At 52.8% G+C, this 21,181-nt stretch carries 20 protein-coding genes; 11 read left to right on the top strand and 9 right to left on the bottom strand.

What is annotated here, in order from left to right; translation table 11 throughout:
* The first annotated feature begins 50 nt into the window (after nucleotides 1-50).
* Entirely contained in the window at nucleotides 51-923 is an 873-nt protein-coding gene (locus ACT3RR_RS10355) for a LysR family transcriptional regulator (RefSeq protein ID WP_496200252.1), read from the top strand.
* Between the two features lie 3 nt (nucleotides 924-926).
* On the opposite strand, the gene yqfB is transcribed toward ACT3RR_RS10355, so the two are convergent.
* Entirely contained in the window at nucleotides 927-1,235 is a 309-nt protein-coding gene (gene yqfB / locus ACT3RR_RS10350; RefSeq protein WP_353502057.1) for a N(4)-acetylcytidine aminohydrolase, read from the bottom strand.
* A 141-nt stretch (nucleotides 1,236-1,376) separates the two neighbouring features.
* Complete coding sequence (locus ACT3RR_RS10345) at nucleotides 1,377-2,213, bottom strand: oxidoreductase (RefSeq protein ID WP_496200251.1); 837 nt, start codon at nucleotides 2,211-2,213, stop codon at nucleotides 1,377-1,379.
* 181 nt (nucleotides 2,214-2,394) lie between these two features.
* On the opposite strand from ACT3RR_RS10345, the gene ACT3RR_RS10340 reads away from it, so the two are divergent.
* From ACT3RR_RS10340 to ACT3RR_RS10330, 3 genes are all read left to right on the top strand, one after another.
* The gene (locus ACT3RR_RS10340) at nucleotides 2,395-3,348 is read left to right on the top strand and encodes an AraC family transcriptional regulator (protein WP_353502059.1); all 954 of its coding nucleotides are present in this window, start codon (nucleotides 2,395-2,397) and stop codon (nucleotides 3,346-3,348) included.
* Between the two features lie 16 nt (nucleotides 3,349-3,364).
* Complete coding sequence (locus ACT3RR_RS10335; protein WP_496200250.1) at nucleotides 3,365-3,745, top strand: nuclear transport factor 2 family protein; 381 nt, start codon at nucleotides 3,365-3,367, stop codon at nucleotides 3,743-3,745.
* 600 nt (nucleotides 3,746-4,345) lie between these two features.
* Nucleotides 4,346-7,705 (top strand): autotransporter domain-containing protein, encoded by a 3,360-nt coding sequence (locus tag ACT3RR_RS10330; protein ID WP_496200249.1) that lies wholly within the window; start codon nucleotides 4,346-4,348, stop codon nucleotides 7,703-7,705.
* Nucleotides 7,706-8,161: 456 nt separating this feature from the next.
* On the opposite strand, the gene ACT3RR_RS10325 is transcribed toward ACT3RR_RS10330, so the two are convergent.
* Complete coding sequence (locus ACT3RR_RS10325; protein WP_485900519.1) at nucleotides 8,162-8,689, bottom strand: hypothetical protein; 528 nt, start codon at nucleotides 8,687-8,689, stop codon at nucleotides 8,162-8,164.
* Nucleotides 8,690-8,974: 285 nt separating this feature from the next.
* Here ACT3RR_RS10325 and ACT3RR_RS10320 point away from each other — a divergent pair, with 285 nt between their 5' ends.
* Nucleotides 8,975-9,772 (top strand): SDR family NAD(P)-dependent oxidoreductase, encoded by a 798-nt coding sequence (locus tag ACT3RR_RS10320; RefSeq protein WP_496200248.1) that lies wholly within the window; start codon nucleotides 8,975-8,977, stop codon nucleotides 9,770-9,772.
* Nucleotides 9,773-9,791: 19 nt separating this feature from the next.
* Here the strand turns inward: ACT3RR_RS10320 and ACT3RR_RS10315 are convergent, their stop codons facing one another.
* Nucleotides 9,792-10,778: a GlxA family transcriptional regulator gene (locus ACT3RR_RS10315; protein ID WP_496200247.1), complete on the bottom strand. Its 987-nt coding sequence runs from the start codon at nucleotides 10,776-10,778 to the stop codon at nucleotides 9,792-9,794.
* Between the two features lie 71 nt (nucleotides 10,779-10,849).
* Complete coding sequence (locus ACT3RR_RS10310) at nucleotides 10,850-11,194, bottom strand: antibiotic biosynthesis monooxygenase family protein (RefSeq protein WP_485900525.1); 345 nt, start codon at nucleotides 11,192-11,194, stop codon at nucleotides 10,850-10,852.
* Between the two features lie 76 nt (nucleotides 11,195-11,270).
* Between ACT3RR_RS10310 and ACT3RR_RS10305 the strand changes: the two genes are divergently transcribed.
* The 3 genes from ACT3RR_RS10305 to ydfG all read left to right on the top strand — a co-directional run bounded on the left by ACT3RR_RS10305 (nucleotide 11,271) and on the right by ydfG (nucleotide 14,365).
* Nucleotides 11,271-11,957, top strand: coding sequence for an ArsR/SmtB family transcription factor (locus tag ACT3RR_RS10305; RefSeq protein WP_496200246.1), 687 nt, complete (start codon nucleotides 11,271-11,273; stop codon nucleotides 11,955-11,957).
* A gap of 128 nt (nucleotides 11,958-12,085) precedes the next feature.
* Nucleotides 12,086-13,522 carry an MFS transporter gene (locus ACT3RR_RS10300; protein WP_496200245.1) on the top strand — a complete coding sequence of 479 codons (1,437 nt, stop codon included), beginning with the start codon at nucleotides 12,086-12,088 and terminating at the stop codon, nucleotides 13,520-13,522.
* A 93-nt stretch (nucleotides 13,523-13,615) separates the two neighbouring features.
* On the top strand, nucleotides 13,616-14,365 hold the full coding sequence (gene ydfG, locus ACT3RR_RS10295) for a bifunctional NADP-dependent 3-hydroxy acid dehydrogenase/3-hydroxypropionate dehydrogenase YdfG (protein WP_034790494.1): 750 nt from the start codon (nucleotides 13,616-13,618) through the stop codon (nucleotides 14,363-14,365).
* A gap of 70 nt (nucleotides 14,366-14,435) precedes the next feature.
* On the opposite strand, the gene ACT3RR_RS10290 is transcribed toward ydfG, so the two are convergent.
* Nucleotides 14,436-14,762, bottom strand: coding sequence for a YnfA family protein (locus ACT3RR_RS10290; RefSeq protein ID WP_396130684.1), 327 nt, complete (start codon nucleotides 14,760-14,762; stop codon nucleotides 14,436-14,438).
* Between the two features lie 129 nt (nucleotides 14,763-14,891).
* On the opposite strand from ACT3RR_RS10290, the gene ACT3RR_RS10285 reads away from it, so the two are divergent.
* On the top strand, nucleotides 14,892-15,263 hold the full coding sequence (locus ACT3RR_RS10285) for a DUF1283 family protein (RefSeq protein WP_496200244.1): 372 nt from the start codon (nucleotides 14,892-14,894) through the stop codon (nucleotides 15,261-15,263).
* A 105-nt stretch (nucleotides 15,264-15,368) separates the two neighbouring features.
* Nucleotides 15,369-15,659 (top strand): DUF1161 domain-containing protein, encoded by a 291-nt coding sequence (locus ACT3RR_RS10280; RefSeq protein WP_034790501.1) that lies wholly within the window; start codon nucleotides 15,369-15,371, stop codon nucleotides 15,657-15,659.
* Nucleotides 15,660-15,803: 144 nt separating this feature from the next.
* On the opposite strand, the gene cbl is transcribed toward ACT3RR_RS10280, so the two are convergent.
* Both cbl and ACT3RR_RS10270 read right to left on the bottom strand, forming a co-directional pair.
* Nucleotides 15,804-16,763 (bottom strand): HTH-type transcriptional regulator Cbl, encoded by a 960-nt coding sequence (cbl, locus tag ACT3RR_RS10275; RefSeq protein ID WP_396130682.1) that lies wholly within the window; start codon nucleotides 16,761-16,763, stop codon nucleotides 15,804-15,806.
* A gap of 173 nt (nucleotides 16,764-16,936) precedes the next feature.
* A complete protein-coding gene (locus ACT3RR_RS10270; RefSeq protein ID WP_496200243.1) occupies nucleotides 16,937-17,881 on the bottom strand; it encodes a 2-hydroxyacid dehydrogenase in 945 nt (314 codons plus the stop codon).
* Between the two features lie 247 nt (nucleotides 17,882-18,128).
* Between ACT3RR_RS10270 and glgX the strand changes: the two genes are divergently transcribed.
* Nucleotides 18,129-20,417: a glycogen debranching protein GlgX gene (gene glgX / locus ACT3RR_RS10265; protein WP_496200242.1), complete on the top strand. Its 2,289-nt coding sequence runs from the start codon at nucleotides 18,129-18,131 to the stop codon at nucleotides 20,415-20,417.
* Nucleotides 20,418-20,446: 29 nt separating this feature from the next.
* Here the strand turns inward: glgX and ACT3RR_RS10260 are convergent, their stop codons facing one another.
* Nucleotides 20,447-21,094 (bottom strand): FMN-dependent NADH-azoreductase, encoded by a 648-nt coding sequence (locus ACT3RR_RS10260; RefSeq protein WP_496200241.1) that lies wholly within the window; start codon nucleotides 21,092-21,094, stop codon nucleotides 20,447-20,449.
* Between the last annotated feature and the right edge of the window lie 87 nt (nucleotides 21,095-21,181).

Genomic DNA, 21,181 nt, shown 5'->3' with positions numbered 1-21,181 from the left:
TTTATAATGAAGTATTTTCTAATATTGATTACCAAATGGAATGCAAAACCATGAATATCAAGCTGCTGAAAGCCTTTGCGATGCTGGCTGAGAAGGGCAATTACGCCGAAGCAGCCTCAGCGCTGTCAATGACCCAACCCGCGCTGACCAAACAGATCAATCTGCTCGAGGCGGAGCTTAACGTGCGGCTGTTTAGCCGTGGCAGGCAAGGGACGCAGCTTACGCCCGGCGGCGCGCGGCTGCTGCCCGAAGCGCAGAAAGTCTTGAAGCAGTCCGCCCTGTTTATGCAGCACGCCGGGCTGGTGGCTCAGGGAATGGAGGGCAAAATCGCCATAGGATTTGGCTTATCGAGCTTTGTCTATGCACCGCAAAGCGTGGCTAAGTTTGGCAAATGTTTTCCGGCCATCAATATCACTTTGCAGGATCTGCCTTCAAGCCAGCAGATACAGATGTTGCAGCAGGGCGAATTGCAGATTGGTTTCGTGCGCGTTCCGCCACCCAGCCCGCTGGCGTATTTGCCGCTGTTTGAGGACCGTCTGGTGCTGATCACCCCGGAGAGCCATTTCCTGTCAGTAGAAGAGTGGCTGGCAAAACATCCGCTGCTGCGGTTGCAGTCCGGGCGCGGGCAGGGGCTGAATCGGCAGATTGATCTGTTTATGCATGAGCAGCATTATCAGGCGAGGAGTGAACAATATGCTGCTGATATTCATACGCTTTTAGCTATGGTGCTCGCCGGGCTGGGCGTGGCTTTGCTGCCACAAAGCATTGTGCATATTGCGCCGTCGGACCTGAATATAGTGCCACTCAAAGGGCGCAGCTTAAGCTGGCAGACGGGGATTGCCTGGGACCCAAGAATAGAGGATAGGGCGCGGGATAAATTCATTGAAATGGTGCGGCAGGAGGACCCCGCCGCAGGCAAATAGGCTTTATTTAAGCAGGCGGAACTCAATCATAAACAGCTCATTTAGCCCCGGATAAATCTCTGAAATCACCTGTTTGAGCTGCTCTAAAGTCATGTTTTCCTGATCCGCGTGGCGCTGGTTTAACTCTGAAAACAGCACCGGCGTCACCGCAATCACTTCAATGTTGCAGAAAAACACCCCATCTTCGTAGCGCGAAACCCGGACTTTATCACCCGCTGAGAACTGGGCGTCGCTGGCTTCGCGCAGGGTAATAGTTTTGCGCTCGGCCAGAATGTCGGTTTCGAATCGCGAGAAGAAAGTGATGTTTTTCATTGCTGTTCCTATTATTTGGCCGGAAAATTATTGCCTGATCATCTGAGTGGCGAAAAGTCCCACATAGGTGTCGCCAGCCGTTTTACACCCATTGTATGAAGCGCCGGGAGAATGTAAACGACTGGCGATCATTAAGCGCGGCTATTGGCTGTCAGTTGAGCAAGTCAGGCTTTCCCATTGATCAATTTCCTCACTCCAGCTGGCCAGTTTTTGCCGTACCAGTTGCAGGGCATCGCTGCCCAACAACAGGTGAGCGGGTGGATTGTCACTGGCAATCAGCGTCAACATGGCGCGAGCGGCCTTCTGCGGATCGCCAAGCTGCTTGCCACTTTTGGCCTCGCGCGCCTGACGAATTGGGTCGAACAGGGCGTCGTAATCAGTGAGCGAGCGCGGGCTGCGAACCATCGAGCGGCCCGCCCAGTCAGTGCGGAATGAACCCGGCTCAACCGCCGTGACGAGAATGTTGAAGGGTGCCAGCTCTTTGCTCAGCACTTCAGAAATGCCCTCTAAAGCAAATTTGCTGCCGCAGTAGTAGGCAATCCCCGGCATGGTGATGAAGCCGCCCATGGAGGTGATATTCAAAATATGGCCCCGGCGGCGTTGGCGCATAAAGGGCACCACGGCCTTGGTGACGGCCACCGCGCCGAACACGTTGACGTCAAACTGGCGGCGCATCTCTTCCAACGGCGACTCTTCGAACACGCCTTCATGGCCGTAGCCCGCATTATTCACCAGCACGTCAATTGGCCCGACGTTGTCTTCAATTTCAACAATGGTTTCGTCAATATAGGCAAAGTCGGTGACATCTAAAATGCGCGCAGTGGCGTGAGTCGGGTGCAGCGCGGTAAATTCTTCAGCGGCCCTGGCGTTGCGCACTGTGCCTATCACGCGATGGCCGTCAGACAGCGCCTCTTGCGCCAGAGCGCGACCAAAGCCACTGCTTACGCCGGTGATCAAAATGTTTTTAGTATCAGACATGGTTATTTCTCCAAAAGCATTGATAAAGCCAATACGGCTTTTCACAGAGCTTAGAGTAGCGCCAATCTATCATCAGCAAGAGACCTGAAACTCGGAGTTTATTGCCTAAAACTATGAGCGCTGTTTTTATCATCATCACAACTTGCTACACTGCATCAGAGTAATCCATGAGGTGATTGGCATGAACGGCGTAAACGTTGGGCAGGTTGGGGCAGTGCAGCAGGAGATGGTGAAACTGCTGGAAAAGCTGGCGCCGGTTGAAGGCTATAACCTGTCGCGGGTGCCGGATGTGCGGTTTTTGCGCTCCAATCGGCCATTAAAACGCATGCCGGTGCTATATGACCCGGGCATTGTGATTGTCTGTCAGGGGACAAAACGCGGCTATTTTGGTGACCGGGTGTACGTTTATGACGCACAGCATTTTCTCGCCGTGGCGCTGCCGGTGCCTTTTACTATGGAAACCGACGCCAGCGCTGAACAGCCGCTGTTAGCCATTTATATGCATCTCGATTTTTCTGTCGCCGCTGAACTGATCATGAAGATTGACCCAAACTCTGCTCAAGAGTCACCAAGGCCGCAAAGCATGGTTTCGACACCCATGGGCGATGCCATGCAGCACTCCGTTTTGCGTTTTCTTCAGGTGATGAGTGAACCACGGGATGCCGAAATCCTAGGCCCGGCGCTGGTTCGCGAGATCTACTACCGCGTATTAACCAGCGAGCAGGGCGCGGGGATCCGCACCGCGTTACAGCTGCAAGGCCAGTTTGGCCGTATCTATAACGTGATTCGCCACATTCATAGCGCGTATAGCGAAAACTTAGATATCAATCAGTTAGCCCAAATGGCCAATATGAGTCCGGCGACTTTCCACAGCCACTTCAAGCTGATCACTGAGACATCGCCAATGCAATATCTGAAGTCTTTGCGGCTGCACCAAGCCAGACTGTTGATGGTCAGAAAGGAGATCACGGCGCTAACGGCGTCGCTGCAAGTCGGTTATGAAAGTGCTTCGCAGTTTAGCCGTGAATTTAAACGCTTATTTGGCCGCACGCCGGTCGAAGAAGTGAAACGTATGAAAGAGAACTTCGCCGTGCCGCCTGAGCATCAGGCCACCGAGTTTATTTCTTCCCACTGAGATGGCTGACGAGCACATGACAAATGACGCAGATTTAATGCAGCACATCATCGAGCTAGAAACGCGTTTGCATCAACCCAGTTTACGCCGCGATAATCAAACACTCGAGCATTTGCTACATAGTGAGTTTGCAGAGATTGGCCGTTCGGGGCAGCTGTACAGCAGGAAGGATGTTGTCGAGGCGTTATTGGCTGAAACCCATCAATCGAAGATAGCAGCCGAAAACTTTGCGCTGGGCAAAATCAGCGAAGGCGTGGTCATTCTGACTTATCAAAGTTTCGAGTTAACGCCAGACAACGTGATAGTGCGGCGCACATTGCGCAGTTCAATTTGGCAATGGTCAGAGCCTTACGGCTGGCAGATGAGATTTCATCAAGGGACAGTAAGAAAGGAGTGAATGTAAGAAAAATAGGTTTAGATAAAAAAAGACTAATTCTTTTTTTACTACGCCACTTCCAACGTATTCCGCTTAAGCTACCTCAAAGTTTAATATACAAGAATATTCCGACACGGCTTAAATTAATGTGGGTTCTATTTTTAGTATTTATTTCAATTTTTTCTTCGCAAACGAAATTAGCTAAAAGCCTCATATGTGAGATGCGCTTGTCAGCGGTGGGTAAAGATCCTAAACGCACCAGAGCATATAAAACAGGCAAATCATACATAATAATAATACCAGCGAAAAAATCATCACTAAAACGCATTCATAACGCAGGGTTATAATTTAAAAACAGGCTTAGCCCTACTTAATTTGTCATAAAGCAAAACTTCACGTTGACTTAGTTCTGTTATCAGATAAATTCACACTCCTGGTAAATTTCTTTTTACCGCAAATGAACTTATTCAGTGATTCGATTTTCTGCAAAACACTCTCAAATGTTTAGGAGCGCAGAATTGAAATCAATAACATTCACAGGGTGAATGTTAAAAATCTGAGTTATTCATCATCCTATTATTACTAAGATTAATTGTCTGTCATAAAGAAAGGATTTCTTATATGAAAATGCAAATGAAAGCATTGTCCGTGTGTATTACTCTCGCCTTAGGTATTCCCCAAAGTTATGCCGCCGGGGCCACATGTCCTAAAGACATCTCAAAACTCAGCAAAGCTGAAAAAAGTGCGCTGCCAGCAGACTGTCAGAAAACCGGTTTCACCGATCAGCAACTATGGATCACTGGAGGTGCGATTGCCGGTGTTGCAGCAGTAGTAGGTATTGCAATGGCTGCGGGTGGCGGTGGCGGCGGTAATTCGGAGGGTGGTAAACCCGTTCCGCCAAGCGACGGCGGTGATAAACCCGTTCCGCCAAGCGACGGCGGTGATAAACCCGTTCCACCAAGCGACGGCGGTGATAAACCCGTTCCGCCAAGCGACGGCGGTGATAAACCCGTTCCGCCAAGCGACGGCGGTGATAAACCCGTTCCGCCAAGCGATGGCGATGATACACCCGTTCCGCCAAGCGACGGCGGTGATACACCCGTTCCGCCAAGCGACGGCGGTGATACACCCGTTCCGCCAAGCGACGGCGGTGATAAACCCGTTCCGCCAAGCGACGGCGGTGATACACCCGTTCCGCCAAGCGATGGTGGTGATACACCCGTTCCGCCAGTCGATCCGGTAGCGCAAACCACGACTTATCCGAACGGCTTATCCGTCACCATGATTAAAGGGGCCAGCACCGCCACGCTGACCTTAAATGGTGTATCGATGGAAGCCACCAAACAGTCCGACGGAACGTGGTTGATCACCGACCCGGCGACCGGGAAAACCTATGTTGCCCAGACGCTCGATCGGACCACCGGCGAGATAAAAGGCTACAGCATTGTTGATCGTAAATTATGGACGCTGGATGGCACTACGCCAATCGGTATTAAGAAGTGGACATCGAATTACAATCTGCTGAACCCTAAGGGTACATCGCTGGCGCTAACTGATGGACAATTTCTAAATTACAATGCGTCAGCCTCAGAACCTCTGGTTATTGAAAATGCGGGCACGCTGACGGGTTTCTACAGTACTCGGCAAGAATCCCCGGTTCCGAAATGGGGTATGTCGCAAATAAAGGTTGGAGAAAATGCTCTATTCTTAAATACGGGCACGATGAAATTCACAAGAGATACGGCATTACCTTCCAATAATGCGATTTCTCAAATTCTCATTACCGATAAAGGTACACTGTTCAATGCCAAAGGCGCTGAAATTAAATTTGGCGATCTGACTCAGGGTGACCAATATTCATCCCTTTTGGGCGGAAGTATAGGTATGCTTGATAATTCGACCATGGTGAATCACGGTCAGATTAATGCGACAGGCGGGATAAAAAATCCTTCTCCAAATGACATTCAGAAGAGATACGAAAGTGTCTTTACCTTTGGAGGAAACGGCACTTCCAATTCTATTTATTGGGAAAATGCCGCGGACGGCGTGATCACTGCCAACCACGGCTACAACGTTATTACAGATGATACGAGGTGGAGTTGGGTTGATGGTTCCAATGGTGGGTATTTGTCAAATGCAGCAACTCAAGGCGGGGTAACGATTAATGCGGTTAATAACGGGCTAATAGATTTTACAGTGCCATTGACTAGTAGTTATGCGTCATCAGATCCCTATCATCTATTTGCCGCGATTTCATTGGGTATGGCAAGTAAGTTTAGATCAAAAAATTCAAATATCAGCACATTCATTAATAACGGCACGATCACTGTCAAAGGGGATGATGCTACCGCATTATACGGTGAAGGAAACACCACCTTAGTCAATAACGGCACCATTAATTTAGGGTCAAAGGAGAATTCCATTGCTGATAACGGGACGGGATTAACCGCCTTTAAAGCCGTGGGGGAAAAGGTTACCGCCTATAATCAGGGCACGGTGAACATTAACGCCAACCAGTCTTACGTCTTTGACCGTAACGGCACCACGACGGCACACCTGGTCAATACCGGCACGGTGAACGTCCGCGATGGCGTAACCGAATGGGGCCTGGTGAGAGGGGAAAATGCCAGCGTTGTGGATACCACATCGGTGTACCGCAGCACGATCAAAAACTACACCGTGGGCACCAAGGCAAACGGCACTGCCGGTACCATGAACGTGTCTCATGCGAACCTAAAAAACGTTTCCGTGGATACCACATTCACCGAAGGAACGGATGCGAAAACCAAAACTTTCGATAACGTCTTCACCGGCAAGGACATTCAGGGCACGCAGAACGTTAAGTCAACCAGTGCAGTATGGAATGCCCGCGCGCAAACCGATACTAACGGTAACGTCGACGTGACCATGACCAAAAGAAGCTATCAGGACGTAGTGAAAGACAGCGCCGGGCTGCAAAACATGGCGAGCAAGCTGGAAAACAACTACACCAATAACGCCTTATACAACAGCCTCAATCTGAAAACGTCTGCTGACGTAGAAAGTGCGATGCGTCAGCTATCCGGCGCGAACGCCACTTCCGCGTTTAAAGAGGCCCGCGTGCTAAGCCAGCGTTTTAATATGCTGGCGGATAACGCGATTGTGATGCCTTCCGGATTCGGCTTCAATCTGGTGGACAAAAACGATAAGCGTGCGGAGCTGGGCAACGACACCCGCTACGATATGATGGCCTTAAGTCAGAGTTTTGACCTGAGCGCCAGCCAGAAAATGCAGATGCAGTACGGTATCGCGCGCCTGGACGGGAACGGCGTGAACGGCAAGCAGAAAGCAGGTGACAACGGGATCACCGGCGGGTACAGCCAGTTCTTCGGGCTGAATCACAGCGTGGATATGGGCCGCGGCCTGACGCTGACCAACGCCCTGCGTTATGATGTGCACCAGTTGGAAAGCAACCGCAGCATCCGTTACTCCGGCGCTAACCAGACGGCGAAATCAGACAATAGCCAGCAATATATGGAATGGCGCAGCGGTTTCAGCAAAGGTTTTGACGTTGCCGAAGGCCTGAGCCTGACGCCAAGTGCGGGCCTCAAACTGCGCCACACGGCGAACAACGGCTACAGCGAGCGCGGGGCGGGTGACTTCAACCTGACCATGGATGACAGTAACGAAACGGCGGTGGACGCGCTGGTTGGTTTGAAACTGAAATTCGTCACCTCTAACGGCTGGTCTGTCAATGCCTTAGCCGAAGGCGGACCGAACGTCAGTTACAATCAGTCCGCGCAGACTGCTTCGTTGCAGGGTGCCGGTAACTCGCGCTTTATGGTCGACAACGATCAGAAAGGTGGCGGTATTAACGGCGTGGTTTCCACGGGTGTTAGTTACGGCGGTGAGGCGGGTCGTCTGGCATTCGATGCCTACCAGTGGAAAGAAGACAGCGTGAGCGACAAAGGTATTCTGATGAATTACCAATACAATTTCTAACGGATCACTGCTGATATGTTTTTTCTTTTCTGATGCCACGTCGCGTTATGACATGCCATTAGTTTAAGAAATACTTGAAGGATCCGCTGTTATTGAAAAGGGCTCATAATCTTTTATGAGCTCTTTTTTTATGCGTCGACACGTTCCAATAGGTCAGAGCCTTATGACTGGCAAATTAGATTTCATCAAGGAACAGCAATGAAGGAGTGAATGTAAGCGAGACAGGTGAAATGGCGCAAAACCGCAGATCCGCGAGCAGCACAATGACAGCGCCAAAGCCCCAGATTCTACGTACCCTTATCTAGGTGCGCATAATGTATATTATGTTAAATTGAATATCATGGCGTACCAGCCTGACTGGCTTACCTCATCCCCTGTTGTTTCCCATGGCTTAGCTCTATGATTCGGTCCTTTTTATTTAGCATAAAAATTGCGACCTTTCGGCCGCAATTCTCTTTAACTCTTAACCGGCGGCGTTGGCGGAACTGGCAGAATAATTTCTGAAGCGATCTTCCACTCTTTGTTAACTTTCAACCAGTTATGAATCAACAGGAAAGGTTTCGGCTTACCGTCTTGCCCAGCGTAGGACACGGTAATGGTCACCGGCGCGTAGCTTTGGGCCACATCTTTGGTTAATCCCACCACTTTTAACTTACTCAGATCCGGGGTCAAAACTACCGGGCCGGAGTGCGCGATGTCTGACAATTTCTGATCGATAGCCGCATTTCCCCACACTGCCGACCAATTGCCCTCCACTGCCGGATTGGCGCTTTTCGCTACCAACATGGCTGACGACGATTGCCAGAACATATTGTGAATCCCCGTAATATCGTGCTTGTTCGCCAAATCCGCCAAATGAATAAAATCATTCCTGATGGTTTCTCGGGTTTGTGCTGATAAGGGATCCTGATCCGCAGCCACTGCCTTTGGCAAGCTGGCCAATGTCGAAAGCGTCACAACCAGCCCGACGACTACATTTTTCATCGCTTCATATCCTGCTATTAAGTAAAAGACACGCGGTGTAGCCAAAACCCACGACACTTCTCAGTTCATAGAGACATTGGCCTTAATTCATTAATGACCGATCATCTTGAAATAATCAAGGCAACGCTGTGCCAAAATTGTAACTGTCTGCCTACTCTGCCCATGCAGAATTCGCCAGAACGCGTCATTTCACCATGGCATAAAAAGAGGGTTTCATGTCATTTGTTAAAGTGGTTTAAAGATTAATACTGGGTTTCCTTACTGAGACACTATTGGACTTTAAAAATGACAACATCTATTGCTCGCCCTGTTGCTCTGATCACCGGCGCTTCTACTGGCATCGGCGCTATCTATGCAGACCGTTTAGCACGCCGTGGCTATGACCTAATTCTGGTGGCGCGTAACCAGTCTCGCTTAGAGAAAGTGGCTGATATTATTAAGGAAAGCACGGGCGCTGGCGTTACCGCGGTGGCCGCGGATCTCGGTCAGCCTGAGCAATTACGTCAGGTGGAAGCCCTGTTACGCCGTGAAGATAGCCCGATAAGTTTGCTGGTCAACAACGCGGGGTTTGGCTCAGTGTTCCCACTTTTGAATGCCAATGTCGATGAAATGGAACAGATGATCGACCTGAACGTTACCGCCCTGACCCGCCTGACCTACGCCGCCGTACCGGGATTTGTGGCACGCGGCAACGGCGCCATCATCAATATCTCATCCATCGTGGCGATCAGTACCAATGTGCTGAACGATGTCTATAACGCCAGCAAAGCTTATGTACTGAACTTCACTCAGTCGCTGCATCACCAGTTGGCGGATAAAGGCATTAAAGTCCAAGTGGTTCTTCCAGGCGCGACGGCCACCGAATTTTGGGACGTGGCCGGAACTCACGCCTCCAACTTGCCGCAAGACTGGGTAATGAGTGCCGAAGCGATGGTGGACGCGTCGTTGCGCGGTTTTGATCAGGGCGAAGTTGTCACCATCCCGCCGTTGCAGGACGGTGACAAATGGCTGGCTTATGATGCAGCGCGCGTTGAGCTTTCCGGGTTGTTTGCTAATAAAACCCCAGGCCCGCGCTATTTATAACCGCTTGAAAATTCAGGTGTTACTCGACTGTGGGTGCCTGTTCCACATAAGGCTGGCGGGAACGGATCTCCCGCAATAACGCCTGCGGCGGCTGCCCGAGCGTGCGTAAAAAGGCGCGCCGCATGCGTTCTTCATCACCAAATCCCGTTTTTAAAGCAATCTGCGCAATAGAAGAATGCCCAGCTTCAATCATCGATTTTGCGGCTTCAAGGCGTAATTTTTCTACCGCTTTGGCTGGTGAATGGCCGGTCTGATGCTGAAATGCGCGGCTGAAATGTCTTGGGCTCCAGTGAACCTGCTCGGCGAGTTGCTCAACGTTTAAGGGTTCACACAAATTCTCTTTGGCGAATTCCAATGCTTTGCGAACGCGATCGGAATCTGGCTCCATTTCGGCCACGGTTGAAAACTGCGACTGGCCGCCAATCCGGCGATGATAAACCACCAGTTTTCGCGCCACGCTTTTGACCAGTTCCGCGCCTAAATCCTGCTTCACCATGGCGAGGGCCAAGTCGATGCAGGCCGTCATACCCGCAGAGGTCCAGATTTGGCCTTCATTAATATAGATTTTGTCCTGATCGACGCGCACTTTGGGGAATCTTTGTTGCAGCGCGGCGGCCTGTCCCCAGTGCGTGGTGGCGATGTGGCCGTCTAAAAGCCCCGCCTCCGCCAAGATAAATGCGCCGCTACAGATGCTGGAAACGCGCCGCGTTTGCAACGCAACATGTTGAATTTGGCTGATTAATAGCGGGCCGACGTGTGGAATATCCGTACTGCCGCCGACCATAACGGTGTCGAACTCGAGCTGCTCAATCGGCTGGCTATCAATTTTGACCCCAGCCGAACTGCTGATCAGGCCACCCTGACTCGAGACAATGTCGAACTGATAATATGGCTCTTCATGGCCGCGCATGGCCATTTCCAGATTGGTAATTTCAAAAACAGAGAGAGCCGCCAGATCCAACATTTGAAATCCGGGGAAAATTACCAGTCCGATACGCAGCGCCATGATGTCCTCTTTTGAGGGAAGTAATATTTAATAGACTTTGCCATGGACGCCGTATTCAGGTCAATCAGCCTTTAACCATGACAGCATCGACTATCAGCCGGAGCCTGATCGCGCTCCTTCAGGCCATAATCTCGCACGACCTCGGCTACGCGCAGCCGGTAATCCGCCAGAATATTCTCCCGTCCTTTGGTCTGCGCCAGCCGGTGCGGCTCGAGGTTTCGCCACTGCTTTACCGCCTCTTCATCGCGCCAAAAAGAGAGAGAAAGCAGCTTGTTGGGATCGGCAAGGCTTTGGAAACGCTCGATGGAAATGAAGCCGTCGATTTCTTCAAGCAAGGGCTTCAGCGCGGCAGCCATCGCCAGATAACTTTCACGCTGGCCATCTACGGGTTGTAGTTCAAAAATGACAGCAATCATGGGCATTCTCCTGATGTGTTTACAGGTTGCGAGTTTACGACTGGCGCGAACGCCATACTTCGCTTAACCTCGAAGTATGGATAACATTGATATTGAAGAACGGCTGGCAGCCCTCGCGGCGGCCATGGCCGACAAAACCCGAACCCGCATGCTGTGCCTGTTAATGGACGGTCGGGCTTACACTGCCACGGAAATGAGCGCGGCGGTGGATGTCGCGGCATCCACAACCAGCGCACATCTGGCAAAACTGATGGAGCAGAACCTGATTAGCTGCGTCAAACAGGGGCGTTATCGCTACTTTCGACTGACCGGTTTAGAGGTCGCCCAGCTGCTGGAATCGCTGATGGCGATGGTCGGCGTCGAACGCCCGGTGGTGAAAAGCTCGACTCCTGGCGCATTGCAATTTGCCCGCACCTGTTATGACCACATGGCCGGTGACGTGGCGGTGAGGCTGCATGACGGCCTGTTCCGCGCGGGCTGGTTGAGTGGCGATCAGCTCTACCAGCTAAGCGAGGAAGGTCGTGAAAAGCTGACCGCCGTGGGCGTGGATTGCTCCCAGCCCGCTTCACGTCGCCATTTTGCCTGTAGCTGCCTTGACTGGAGCGAGCGCAAAGCTCACCTTGGCGGTGCTTTAGGCGCGGCAATATTGGCTACTTTTGAACGAAAAGAGTGGGTGTTACGCCACCTCGACAGCCGCCAGTTGTCGTTCACCGCTAAGGGGAAAATCGCCTTAGCTCGCCATTTTTCACTTCATCTGGATTAAGTCGATTGCCCGCTCGATCCTGCTGCTTTTTATTACATTTCAGTAACATTCCCTGTGACAGCCTCCTTGCGAAAAGGTAGTCTGAACGTAAATGAGTGTCATCGTCAGTCGCCTTTTCGGAGTGGTTCATGTCGTTCAAATTCAGCCTCCCTGCTGGCTCCGCCTTGCCTTTATTGGTGGCGGGCGCATTCTTCATGGAGAACCTAGACGCTACGGTGATTGTCACCGCGCTGCCGCAAATGGCGCAGGCGTTTGGCGTACACCCGATCGATATGAATATCGGCGTTTCGGCCTATATTCTGACTACCACGGTGTTTATTCCGGCCAGCGGCTGGATTGCCAATCGCTTCGGCACGCGTAAAGTTTTCTCGATGGCCATCGTGCTTTTTGCACTGGCGTCGATCCTCTGCTCGGTCAGTACCAGCCTCGCCACCTTTACCGCAGCCCGCATGTTGCAAGGCTTTTCCGGCGCATTGATGGTGCCGGTTGGGCGTCTGGTGGTGCTGAGAAATACCTCCAAGTCTGATTTGATCCGCGCCATCGCCACTATCACCTGGCCGGGGCTGGTTGCGCCGATTATCGGCCCGCCGCTGGGTGGTTTTATTACCACTTTTGCCTCCTGGCACTGGATTTTCATCATTAACGTGCCGCTCTCTCTGGTGGCGCTTTATTTCAGCCAGAAGCTGGTTCCCGCGCTGCCCGGTGAAAAAGGGGTGCCATTCGACTGGCTGGGATTTGTGCTGACCGGCGCGGCCTGTCTGGGCCTGATGTTTGGTCTGGATCTGTTTAATCAGCAAGGGGTGAGCTGGTTGCCAATCACCTGCGTGGCGGCAAGCATCCTGCTGGGAGCCTTAACGGTGCTGCACTCCATCCGCGCACCTTTCCCACTGCTGCCGATGGTGGCGATGAAGATAAAAAGTTACGCCGTCACTATTTATGGCGGTTCGCTGTTCCGTATCGCCATCGGCGCCCTGCCTTTTCTGCTGCCTTTGATGTTCCAGCTGGGCTATGGCATGAGTGCTTTTGATGCCGGTCTGCTGGTGCTGGCGGTGTTTGCCGGAAATCTGGCGATGAAGCCTTTTACCTCGGCCATTCTGCATCGCTTTAAGTTTCGCTCGGTCATGTTGGTCAACGGGGTGCTTAACAGCCTGACTATTTTTGCCTGCGCGCTGCTGACTCCTGAGGTGCCGACCTCACTGACATTATTGCTACTCTTCGCCAGCGGCATGACGCGTTCAATGCAGTTCACCGCGTTGAATACCCTAACATTTTCTCAGGTGCCGAGTGAGCAAATGGGCGGCGCGAACACCCTGGCAAACACTGTGCAGCAGCTTTCCACCGGGTTGGGCATTACCATTGGCGCCCTTTCACTGCGCGTGGCGGAGCATTTCCAGACCGACGCCGGAAGTTCGGTGCACCTCGAGCAGTTCCACGTGGCCTTCATTATTATCGGGCTGTTTTCGCTGGTCGGCACCTTGAATAACCTGTCCCTTAGCCCGACCGCCGGGGATGAAATCCGCCGTAAAAAAGCCCCGTCGGCCCCTGCTGCCTCGGGCGGAAAATAATGGGTTAAGCACACTGCCGATTTGCCTTCATTTATGCTAATACTGTGTGCAGCTTCACATTTTAATGCGTGATAACTATTGAGGATTCTTGGGATGATTATTTTTGTAACAGGCGCAACCGCTGGTTTTGGCGCTGAAATTGCCCGTAAATTTGTTAAAGCAGGTCATCAGGTTATCGCCTCTGGACGCCGAAAAGAGCGTCTGGCCGATTTGAAATCTGAGCTGGGCGATGCGCTGTACGTGGTGCAGCTAGATGTGACCAATCGCGCATCGGTTGGCGAAGCGATCGCCGCGCTGCCTGCCGAATGGCGCAATATCGACGTGCTGGTCAACAACGCGGGCTTGGCCCTGGGTCTGGAAAAAGCGGACAAAGCCGATCTGGATGACTGGGAAAACATGATTGATACCAACGCCAAAGGCTTGGTGTACATGACCCGTGCCGTTCTGCCGGGCATGGTTGAGCGCAACGTGGGCCACATCATTAACATCGGCTCAACGGCCGGTAACTGGCCATATGCCGGCGGCAACGTTTATGGCGCGACCAAGGCTTTCGTTCGCCAGTTCAGCTACAACCTGCGTTCCGACCTGCACGGCACTCACGTTCGCGTGACCAATATTGAGCCGGGCCTGTGCGGCGGCACTGAGTTCTCCAATGTGCGCTTCAAAGGCGATGACGAAAAGGTCAGCAAAACCTATGACAACACCAACCCACTGACCGCGGCCGACGTGGCTGAGTCCGTCTTCTGGGTGTCAACGTTGCCAGCTCACGTCAACATCAATAGCATTGAAATGATGCCAGTCAGCCAGTCTTTGGCGGGCTTGCAGGTGCATCGCGAAGAGTAATTTTGCAAGCTGGAAAGCAAAAAAGCGCCGCTGGGCGCTTTTTTTTTATGGCTGAATCATGAGATAAGGCTTAACTCGCTTTCCAGCCAGAGACGATGATCAGCATTCCAGCCAGAGCCACGCAGGCTCCCAGCCAGTCGGTATGACTTAATTTCACGCCATCGACAAAACGTAACCACAAAAGCGCGGTCATAATATAGACTCCGCCGTAGGCCGCATAAACACGGCCACTGGCTGCCGGATGCAGGGTAAGCAACCAGGCAAACGCCGCGAGGCTCAGCGCCGCGGGAAACAGCAGCCAAACGCTTCCTCCCTTTCTCAACCACAGATAAGGCAAGAAGCAGCCGATGATTTCAGCCAGCGCGGTGACAAAAAACAGTATGGTAGTTTTGAGCATGGCGGAAGTTTACAGTCCATAGTTCAATCAGGAATAAACCACTCGTCCGTCAAAGAGTGACGTTCGTGGTCGCAATGGTATAATTTATTTATTCGCCTGAGCGATGTGTAAACCTATAAGGAAGAGCTAATGAATACAATGTTTATGACCCAAATGACCCGCCGGTTGTTACCGGTTGCCCTGTTGGTCATAGCGGCAAGTTGGCAGGTTTCTGCACAGGCCGCAAATACCAACTGTTCCGGCGGTACCTGCGTGTTCAGCGGTACCGGTAATGACGCGGTGAATAACGAAGCCGCGCGCCAGAGCAAAGAGCAGTGGAATGACACCGAGCAGCTGCGCCATTCAATCAACCAGCGGGCGACCAAGAGCTTCAATAAGTTCGACAAAGCCGTGGATGCGCGCGATGCCTGCGAAGCCAGCCAAAACCTGAATGCCTACTGGGAACCTAACACTGAGCGCTGTCTTGACCGCCGCACCGGCCGCGCCCTGTTAGCACCGTAACGCAGAGTTAACAGCCAACGAGCGTAAAGGCCCCCCTTTGCGCTCAGGCTGCTAAACTTAAGTAGAAGACCTTCTTTTACTTAATAATCATAAAAGGATTAGATGATGAAAAAAACCATGTTAGCCGGACTGGCCATTCTCGCCCTCGCACCCTTAGCAGCTCAAGCATCATGCGACAGCGTGAAAGCCGATATCACCCAAAAAATCGTTGCTAACGGCTTGCCTGAAGCCAATTTCAAGTTAGATATCGTGCCAAATGATCAAGCCGATCAGGCTGGCGGTCAGGTAGTGGGTCACTGCGAAAACGACACGCAGAAAATCGTCTACACCAAGACTTCCGATCGCATCGATGACAGTGCCAAGACTGGGACGAGTCAGGATGCACCAGCACAGTAATTTGCGCTTTTAAAAGCTGGTCAAGTTCAAGGTCGTGGGCTCGCCGCCCACACTGGCCCAAAGGGTTTTAAACGAAACCCTTTGGAATCCTGCGTTTTTTGCTGCTGTAAGATCGAGGCTCCGCAGGGTCAGGGATGCAGCCCCTCAGATCTGATAATCAATAACCACTTCTTCCTCTTGTGGCTGTGCGAAAGCCTTCTCTTTAATCTCATTAACTGACAGCCGTGGGTTGCACAGCTCGATAAATCGCCAAACATAGTTACGTTGTAACTGCGCCCTTTTCAACCCTAGCCAGACGGTGTTGGCTTCGAACAGGTGTTCGGCGTTGATGAGCGTCAGGCCGCTGTCACGCTCTGCTTCAAAGGCTTTGTCGGCGACGATACCCACGCCCAGACCTAACTCGACGTAAGTTTTAATCACGTCGGAGTCCTGCGCGCTCAGCACGATGTCCGGGCTGAGGCCCGCGCGGTTAAAGGCTTCGTCAATGCGCGAACGGCCTGTGATGCCCTGACGATAAGTGATTAACGGTTGCTCGCTCAGGTGTTGCAAGGTTAACGGTTGCTGGTTAATTAGCGGATGATCGTTAGGCACTACCACCGAGTGATGCCAACGGTAATAAGGGAAAGCGGCGACGGCCGGATCGTTGATCAGCCTTTCGCTGGCGATACCAATGTCCGCCTGGCCGCCTAACAGCATGGCCAGCACTTCCTGCGGCGAACCCTGTTGCAGCTCGAGGCGCACGCCCGGATAAATAGCGCGGAACGCCTTGATCACCTTCGGCAAGCTATAGCGCGCCTGAGTGTGGGTGGTGGCGATAGTCAGAACCCCGGCGTCTTCCTTAGAAAACACATCGGCCAGACGGCGAATATTTTGCGCCTCATTCAGAATTCGCTCGGCGACGGCCAGCAGCTCTTTACCCGGCTCGGTCAATCCCAGCAGACGCTTGCCGCGACGGATGAATATCTCCACGCCCAGCTCATCTTCCAGCTCACGGATATGGCGGCTCACGCCCGACTGAGAAGTAAACAGGATGTTGGAAACTTCCGTCAGGTTGTAGTTGCATCTCGCCGACTCGCGAATGATTTTTAGCTGTTGGAAATTCACCGTTTTCTGCCTCTTGAAGTTCGTAAATGTGCGTAAATCTTTTGTGCGTAGCACTATTGTTACGGCCTGTTGCTGCGCAGGACAAATACGAAAAAACGGTTACTTATTCTTTTTCCGACTAAAGAAACGAAAAACGCCGGAAACCGGCGTTAAGAGATGGCGACTGATCTCAGTCAGGCACGGACGGGAGTCAGCACCGGCGCGCCGCCAAAATGGGCCAGCAGGTTGTCGATCACCAACGTCATCATGTTGTTCATCGCCTCGGGAGAGCGCCCGCCGATGTGCGGAGTGATCACCAGGTTGGTCAGTGGGATGATCTCCTCCGGGACTTTTGGCTCGCCGTCAATGACGTCCAGCGCTGCGCCAGCGATGTCACCCTGCGACAGGCTGGCAACCAAGGCTTGGGTGTCGACCACGCTGCCGCGGGAGATGTTGATTAAGAAGCCCTTCTCGCCCAAGGCGCGCAATACTGACGCATCTACCAGTTTGGCGGTGCCCTGACCGCCCGGCGTCGCGACGACTAAATAATCGGCCCACTCTGCCAAGGCGTGCAGGCTGTCAAAATAGCGCCACAGGCTGTCAGTGAGTGGATTGCGATTATGGTAGCCGACCGCCATGTCGAAGCCACCGGCGCAGCGGCGTGCAATTTGTTCGCCGATATTGCCTAGCCCGAGAATGCCGAGTTTTTTGCCAAACATGCCGCCGACGTCAGTACCGGCGCGGGTCCAGTCGCTGCGGCGCACCTTGGCGTCCATCTGCGGGATTTGGCGCGTGATCGCCAGCATCAGCGCCAGCGTATGGTCTGCCACCGACGAGCTATTAGTGCCGGGACCGTGAGTCACCACAATGCCGCGCTGCTTGGCGGCGGCCACGTCAACTAACTCATAGCCCACGCCCTGCGCACAGATAATGGCCAGATTCGGCAGCTTATCCATCTCTTCGCCCGTCAGCCCGATAGTGCCAATGGTCAATACGGCGCGGATGCTCTCGGCCACGGCAGGGTCGAGATTCACCCGGCTTTCCGGGGTTATGGCGTAATGCAGCTGGAAGCCTGCGGCTGTAAAACGTTCTGGATAACCGGCTTCGAGGGGGACATGACTTAGCAGCGGGACATTCATGATAGCTCCTGATTAAACAACGAATATTGGCTTAAAGAGGTTTTGATTATGGTTTTGACTATCGGCGAATGGCACAGCCTTGTACAGCCAATAAGCGCATTATCAGAGGCTTAAAAGGTAAAAAATTGCATCAAGGTCTACACTCAATCGAGGCTTCGTGCACACGGCTTTATCTGCCGCTGATGTTCTTCGCTCAATGTTCCTTCAGGTTTTATTCTGATTTCCCTGTTCAGGAGTGACGTTAAGAATGGCAAAAAAAGCATCCCCTAAATCCACAACTTCCGCCGAAACCCCAGCCGCCAAGCCCTCCACCGCGCCTCACAAGCAAGTGAATGTCGCCGTGGATGAGGGTGGCGTCAGAATCATTCATCCCTACAGCGATGGTGAAATCGTCAAAGGCTTCGACTCGGGGCACCAAACGCGGGTCCGGGAAGGTTTACCCGTGCCTTTGGGTGCCACTTGGGACGGTTTAGGCGTCAACTTCGCCCTGTTCTCTGCTAATGCCACCAAAGTCGAACTCTGCCTGTTCAACGATGAAGGCGAGCAATATGATGTGATTGAACTGCCGGAATACACCGACGAGGTGTGGCACGGTTATCTGCCCGACGCCCGCCCCGGCCTGCTGTATGCCTACCGGGTGCACGGGCCTTATGACCCGCATAACGGTCACCGTTTCAACCCGGCCAAATTGCTGCTCGACCCTTATGCCAAGCAGATTGTCGGCGAACTGAAATGGGACGATGCGCTGTTTGCCTATGACATGCAGAGCGACAAAAAGGACCTGCACCTCGACAATCGCGACAGCGCCGAATTTTTGCCGAAGTGCCGCGTGATTGACCCGGCCTTCTCCTGGGCCAGATCGCGCAAGAACCATATTCCGTGGGAAGAGACGTTGATTTATGAAACGCACGTGCGCGGCTACACCATGCGTCATCCGGCGGTGCCAGAACATCTGCGTGGTACCTTCTCAGGCCTGAGCACCCCGCAAATCGTGGATTACATTAAGTCGCTGGGCGTGACTTCGGTAGAGCTGATGCCGATCCACGCCTTTACCGACGATCGCCACTTGCAGGAGAAAGGGCTGCACAACTTCTGGGGCTACAACACCCTGAGTTTCTTCGCGCCGCACCCGCAATACATGGCGACCCACACGGTGAACGAATTCAAACAGATGATCGCCACCCTGCACGCGGCGGGCATTGAAGTGATCCTCGACGTGGTTTACAACCACACGGCGGAAGGCAATGAGCTTGGCCCGACCCTCTCCTTCAAAGGGATTGATAACGCCAGCTACTACCGCCTGATGCCGGACAATAAGCGTTATTACATCAATGACACCGGCACCGGCAACACCCTGAATCTGAGCCATCCGCGCGTGCTGCAAATGGTGACTGACTCCCTGCGCTACTGGGCGACCGAGATGCAGGTTGACGGTTTCCGCTTCGACCTGGCAACTATTCTGGGGCGTGAAAGTTATGGTTTTGATGAAGGCTGCGGCTTCCTCGACACCTGTCGTCAGGACCCGGTGCTCAGCCAGTGCAAACTGATAGCAGAGCCTTGGGACTGCGGCCCCGGCGGCTATCAGGTAGGCGGCTTCCCTCCCGGCTGGACCGAGTGGAATGACCGTTTCCGCGACTCCGTGCGCAAGTTCTGGCGTGGCGACGAAAGCCAGCTGGCGCAGTTCGCCACCCGGCTCTCTGGTTCTGCCGACCTATTTAACCATCGCGGCCGTAAGCCTTACGCCTCGGTGAACTTTATTACCGCCCACGACGGTTTCACCCTCAACGATTTAGTCTCTTATGAGAACAAACACAATGAGGCCAATGGTGAAGATGGTCAGGACGGCAGCGATAACAATATTTCCGCCAACTACGGGGTTGAAGGACCGACTGACGATCCGGCGATTAATGAGCTAAGGCTGCGGCAAATGCGCAATATGCTGGCGACGCTGCTGTTCTCACAGGGCACGCCGATGCTGCTGGCGGGCGATGAATTCGCCCGCTCGCAAAACGGCAACAACAACGCCTACTGTCAGGATACCGACATCGCCTGGGTAAACTGGAACATCGAGGATAAAGGCAAGTCGATGATCCTCTTTACCTATCGCCTGATTGCCCTGAGAAAGCGTTTCCCCATTCTGCACCGTGGGCGTTTCCTGACGGGTGCCGTGCATGAAAAGCTGAATGTGAAGGATGTGAGCTGGTTCCAGCCACGCGGCGAGGAGATGACCGACGAGGCTTGGGCCGATCCTCACGCCAAAAGCATCGCCATGCTGCTCGATGGCCGCGCACAGCCTACCGGGTTACTGCGCTACGGCTCGCTAAGTACCGTGCTGCTGTTGTTTAACGCCTCACATGAAGAGGTGGTGTTCACCTTACCGTCGGTGGCTCACGGCGAGAGCTGGCGGCACATTTTTGACACCTTCCAGCCGGATGATGTCAATGAGCACAACTTTGATTTTGGCCGGGAATACATCTGCCCGTCGCGCACCGTGGCGCTGTTCGAGCTAATAAGCGCCGGTAAGCACTCGGCGTAAAACGTTACGTCACAACATCAGGGCGCGATTCAGACGATTCGCGCCCTATTTTTTGCCTGCCATTCGCCACTGATAGCTTCGCGCAGCGACTGACGCGCCCTCTCCAGCGCGGTTTCCCGGCCAATGGCGCTCATGCTGACGCCTTCGGCGGTGATCACGCTGACGTCATTCATACCCATCAGCGCCAGAATAGAAACTAAATAAGGTTCCTGAAAATCGTGCAGCCGCCCGGCTTCTGAGGAGTAAATCCCGCCACGCGATGAAGCAATAAACACTTTTTTATCCGTGACTAGGCCCTTAACCCCGCCGTGTGTATAGGTGAAAGTGATGCCCTTTTGCGAAATCTGATCGATCCAGGCTTTGAGGTTGCTGGAAATAGAATGGTTGTACATCGGCGCGCCAATCACAATGACGTCGCTGGCCATCACCTCTTCGATGGATTGATAAATGCCGTCGATTTCCTGTTGCAGCTCAGGGGTGATCGCCGTCTCTTTGGCGTCATGGAAAATGGTCATGGCTGCTGCTGATAAGTGCGGCGGCGGCGTGGTACCTACATCGCGATAACGCACGGCGGCGTCCGGGTTGATCTTCAGCAGTTCAGCGACAATCCACGCCGATAACTCGCGGGTGACGGAGGTTTCAACAAAGGGGCTGGAATCAATATGTAAGATTTTCATGCTGCGGCCTTAATTCGGGAGGGTGAATGGGCGCAGTCTAGTCGTTGTCGTAAAGTTGATAAATGCACATAATGGCAACATATCGTT

Origin of the sequence: Ewingella sp. AOP8-B2-18 (assembly GCF_052376015.1) — a bacterium.
Lineage (GTDB): Bacteria > Pseudomonadota > Gammaproteobacteria > Enterobacterales > Enterobacteriaceae > Ewingella > Ewingella allii.
The sequence above is the reverse complement of the archived record's forward strand: the minus strand, read 5'-3'. Positions and strand labels throughout refer to the sequence as shown.

Coding starts and splice junctions, on each gene's coding strand:
- ACT3RR_RS10355 (WP_496200252.1), top strand. CDS start 51: ATGAATATCAAGCTGCTGAAAGCCTTTGCGATGCTGGCTGAGAAGGGC.
- yqfB (WP_353502057.1), bottom strand. CDS start 1,235: ATGAAAAACATCACTTTCTTCTCGCGATTCGAAACCGACATTCTGGCC.
- ACT3RR_RS10345 (WP_496200251.1), bottom strand. CDS start 2,213: ATGTCTGATACTAAAAACATTTTGATCACCGGCGTAAGCAGTGGCTTT.
- ACT3RR_RS10340 (WP_353502059.1), top strand. CDS start 2,395: ATGAACGGCGTAAACGTTGGGCAGGTTGGGGCAGTGCAGCAGGAGATG.
- ACT3RR_RS10335 (WP_496200250.1), top strand. CDS start 3,365: ATGACAAATGACGCAGATTTAATGCAGCACATCATCGAGCTAGAAACG.
- ACT3RR_RS10330 (WP_496200249.1), top strand. CDS start 4,346: ATGAAAATGCAAATGAAAGCATTGTCCGTGTGTATTACTCTCGCCTTA.
- ACT3RR_RS10325 (WP_485900519.1), bottom strand. CDS start 8,689: ATGAAAAATGTAGTCGTCGGGCTGGTTGTGACGCTTTCGACATTGGCC.
- ACT3RR_RS10320 (WP_496200248.1), top strand. CDS start 8,975: ATGACAACATCTATTGCTCGCCCTGTTGCTCTGATCACCGGCGCTTCT.
- ACT3RR_RS10315 (WP_496200247.1), bottom strand. CDS start 10,778: ATGGCGCTGCGTATCGGACTGGTAATTTTCCCCGGATTTCAAATGTTG.
- ACT3RR_RS10310 (WP_485900525.1), bottom strand. CDS start 11,194: ATGATTGCTGTCATTTTTGAACTACAACCCGTAGATGGCCAGCGTGAA.
- ACT3RR_RS10305 (WP_496200246.1), top strand. CDS start 11,271: ATGGATAACATTGATATTGAAGAACGGCTGGCAGCCCTCGCGGCGGCC.
- ACT3RR_RS10300 (WP_496200245.1), top strand. CDS start 12,086: ATGTCGTTCAAATTCAGCCTCCCTGCTGGCTCCGCCTTGCCTTTATTG.
- ydfG (WP_034790494.1), top strand. CDS start 13,616: ATGATTATTTTTGTAACAGGCGCAACCGCTGGTTTTGGCGCTGAAATT.
- ACT3RR_RS10290 (WP_396130684.1), bottom strand. CDS start 14,762: ATGCTCAAAACTACCATACTGTTTTTTGTCACCGCGCTGGCTGAAATC.
- ACT3RR_RS10285 (WP_496200244.1), top strand. CDS start 14,892: ATGAATACAATGTTTATGACCCAAATGACCCGCCGGTTGTTACCGGTT.
- ACT3RR_RS10280 (WP_034790501.1), top strand. CDS start 15,369: ATGAAAAAAACCATGTTAGCCGGACTGGCCATTCTCGCCCTCGCACCC.
- ACT3RR_RS10270 (WP_496200243.1), bottom strand. CDS start 17,881: ATGAATGTCCCGCTGCTAAGTCATGTCCCCCTCGAAGCCGGTTATCCA.
- glgX (WP_496200242.1), top strand. CDS start 18,129: ATGGCAAAAAAAGCATCCCCTAAATCCACAACTTCCGCCGAAACCCCA.
- ACT3RR_RS10260 (WP_496200241.1), bottom strand. CDS start 21,094: ATGAAAATCTTACATATTGATTCCAGCCCCTTTGTTGAAACCTCCGTC.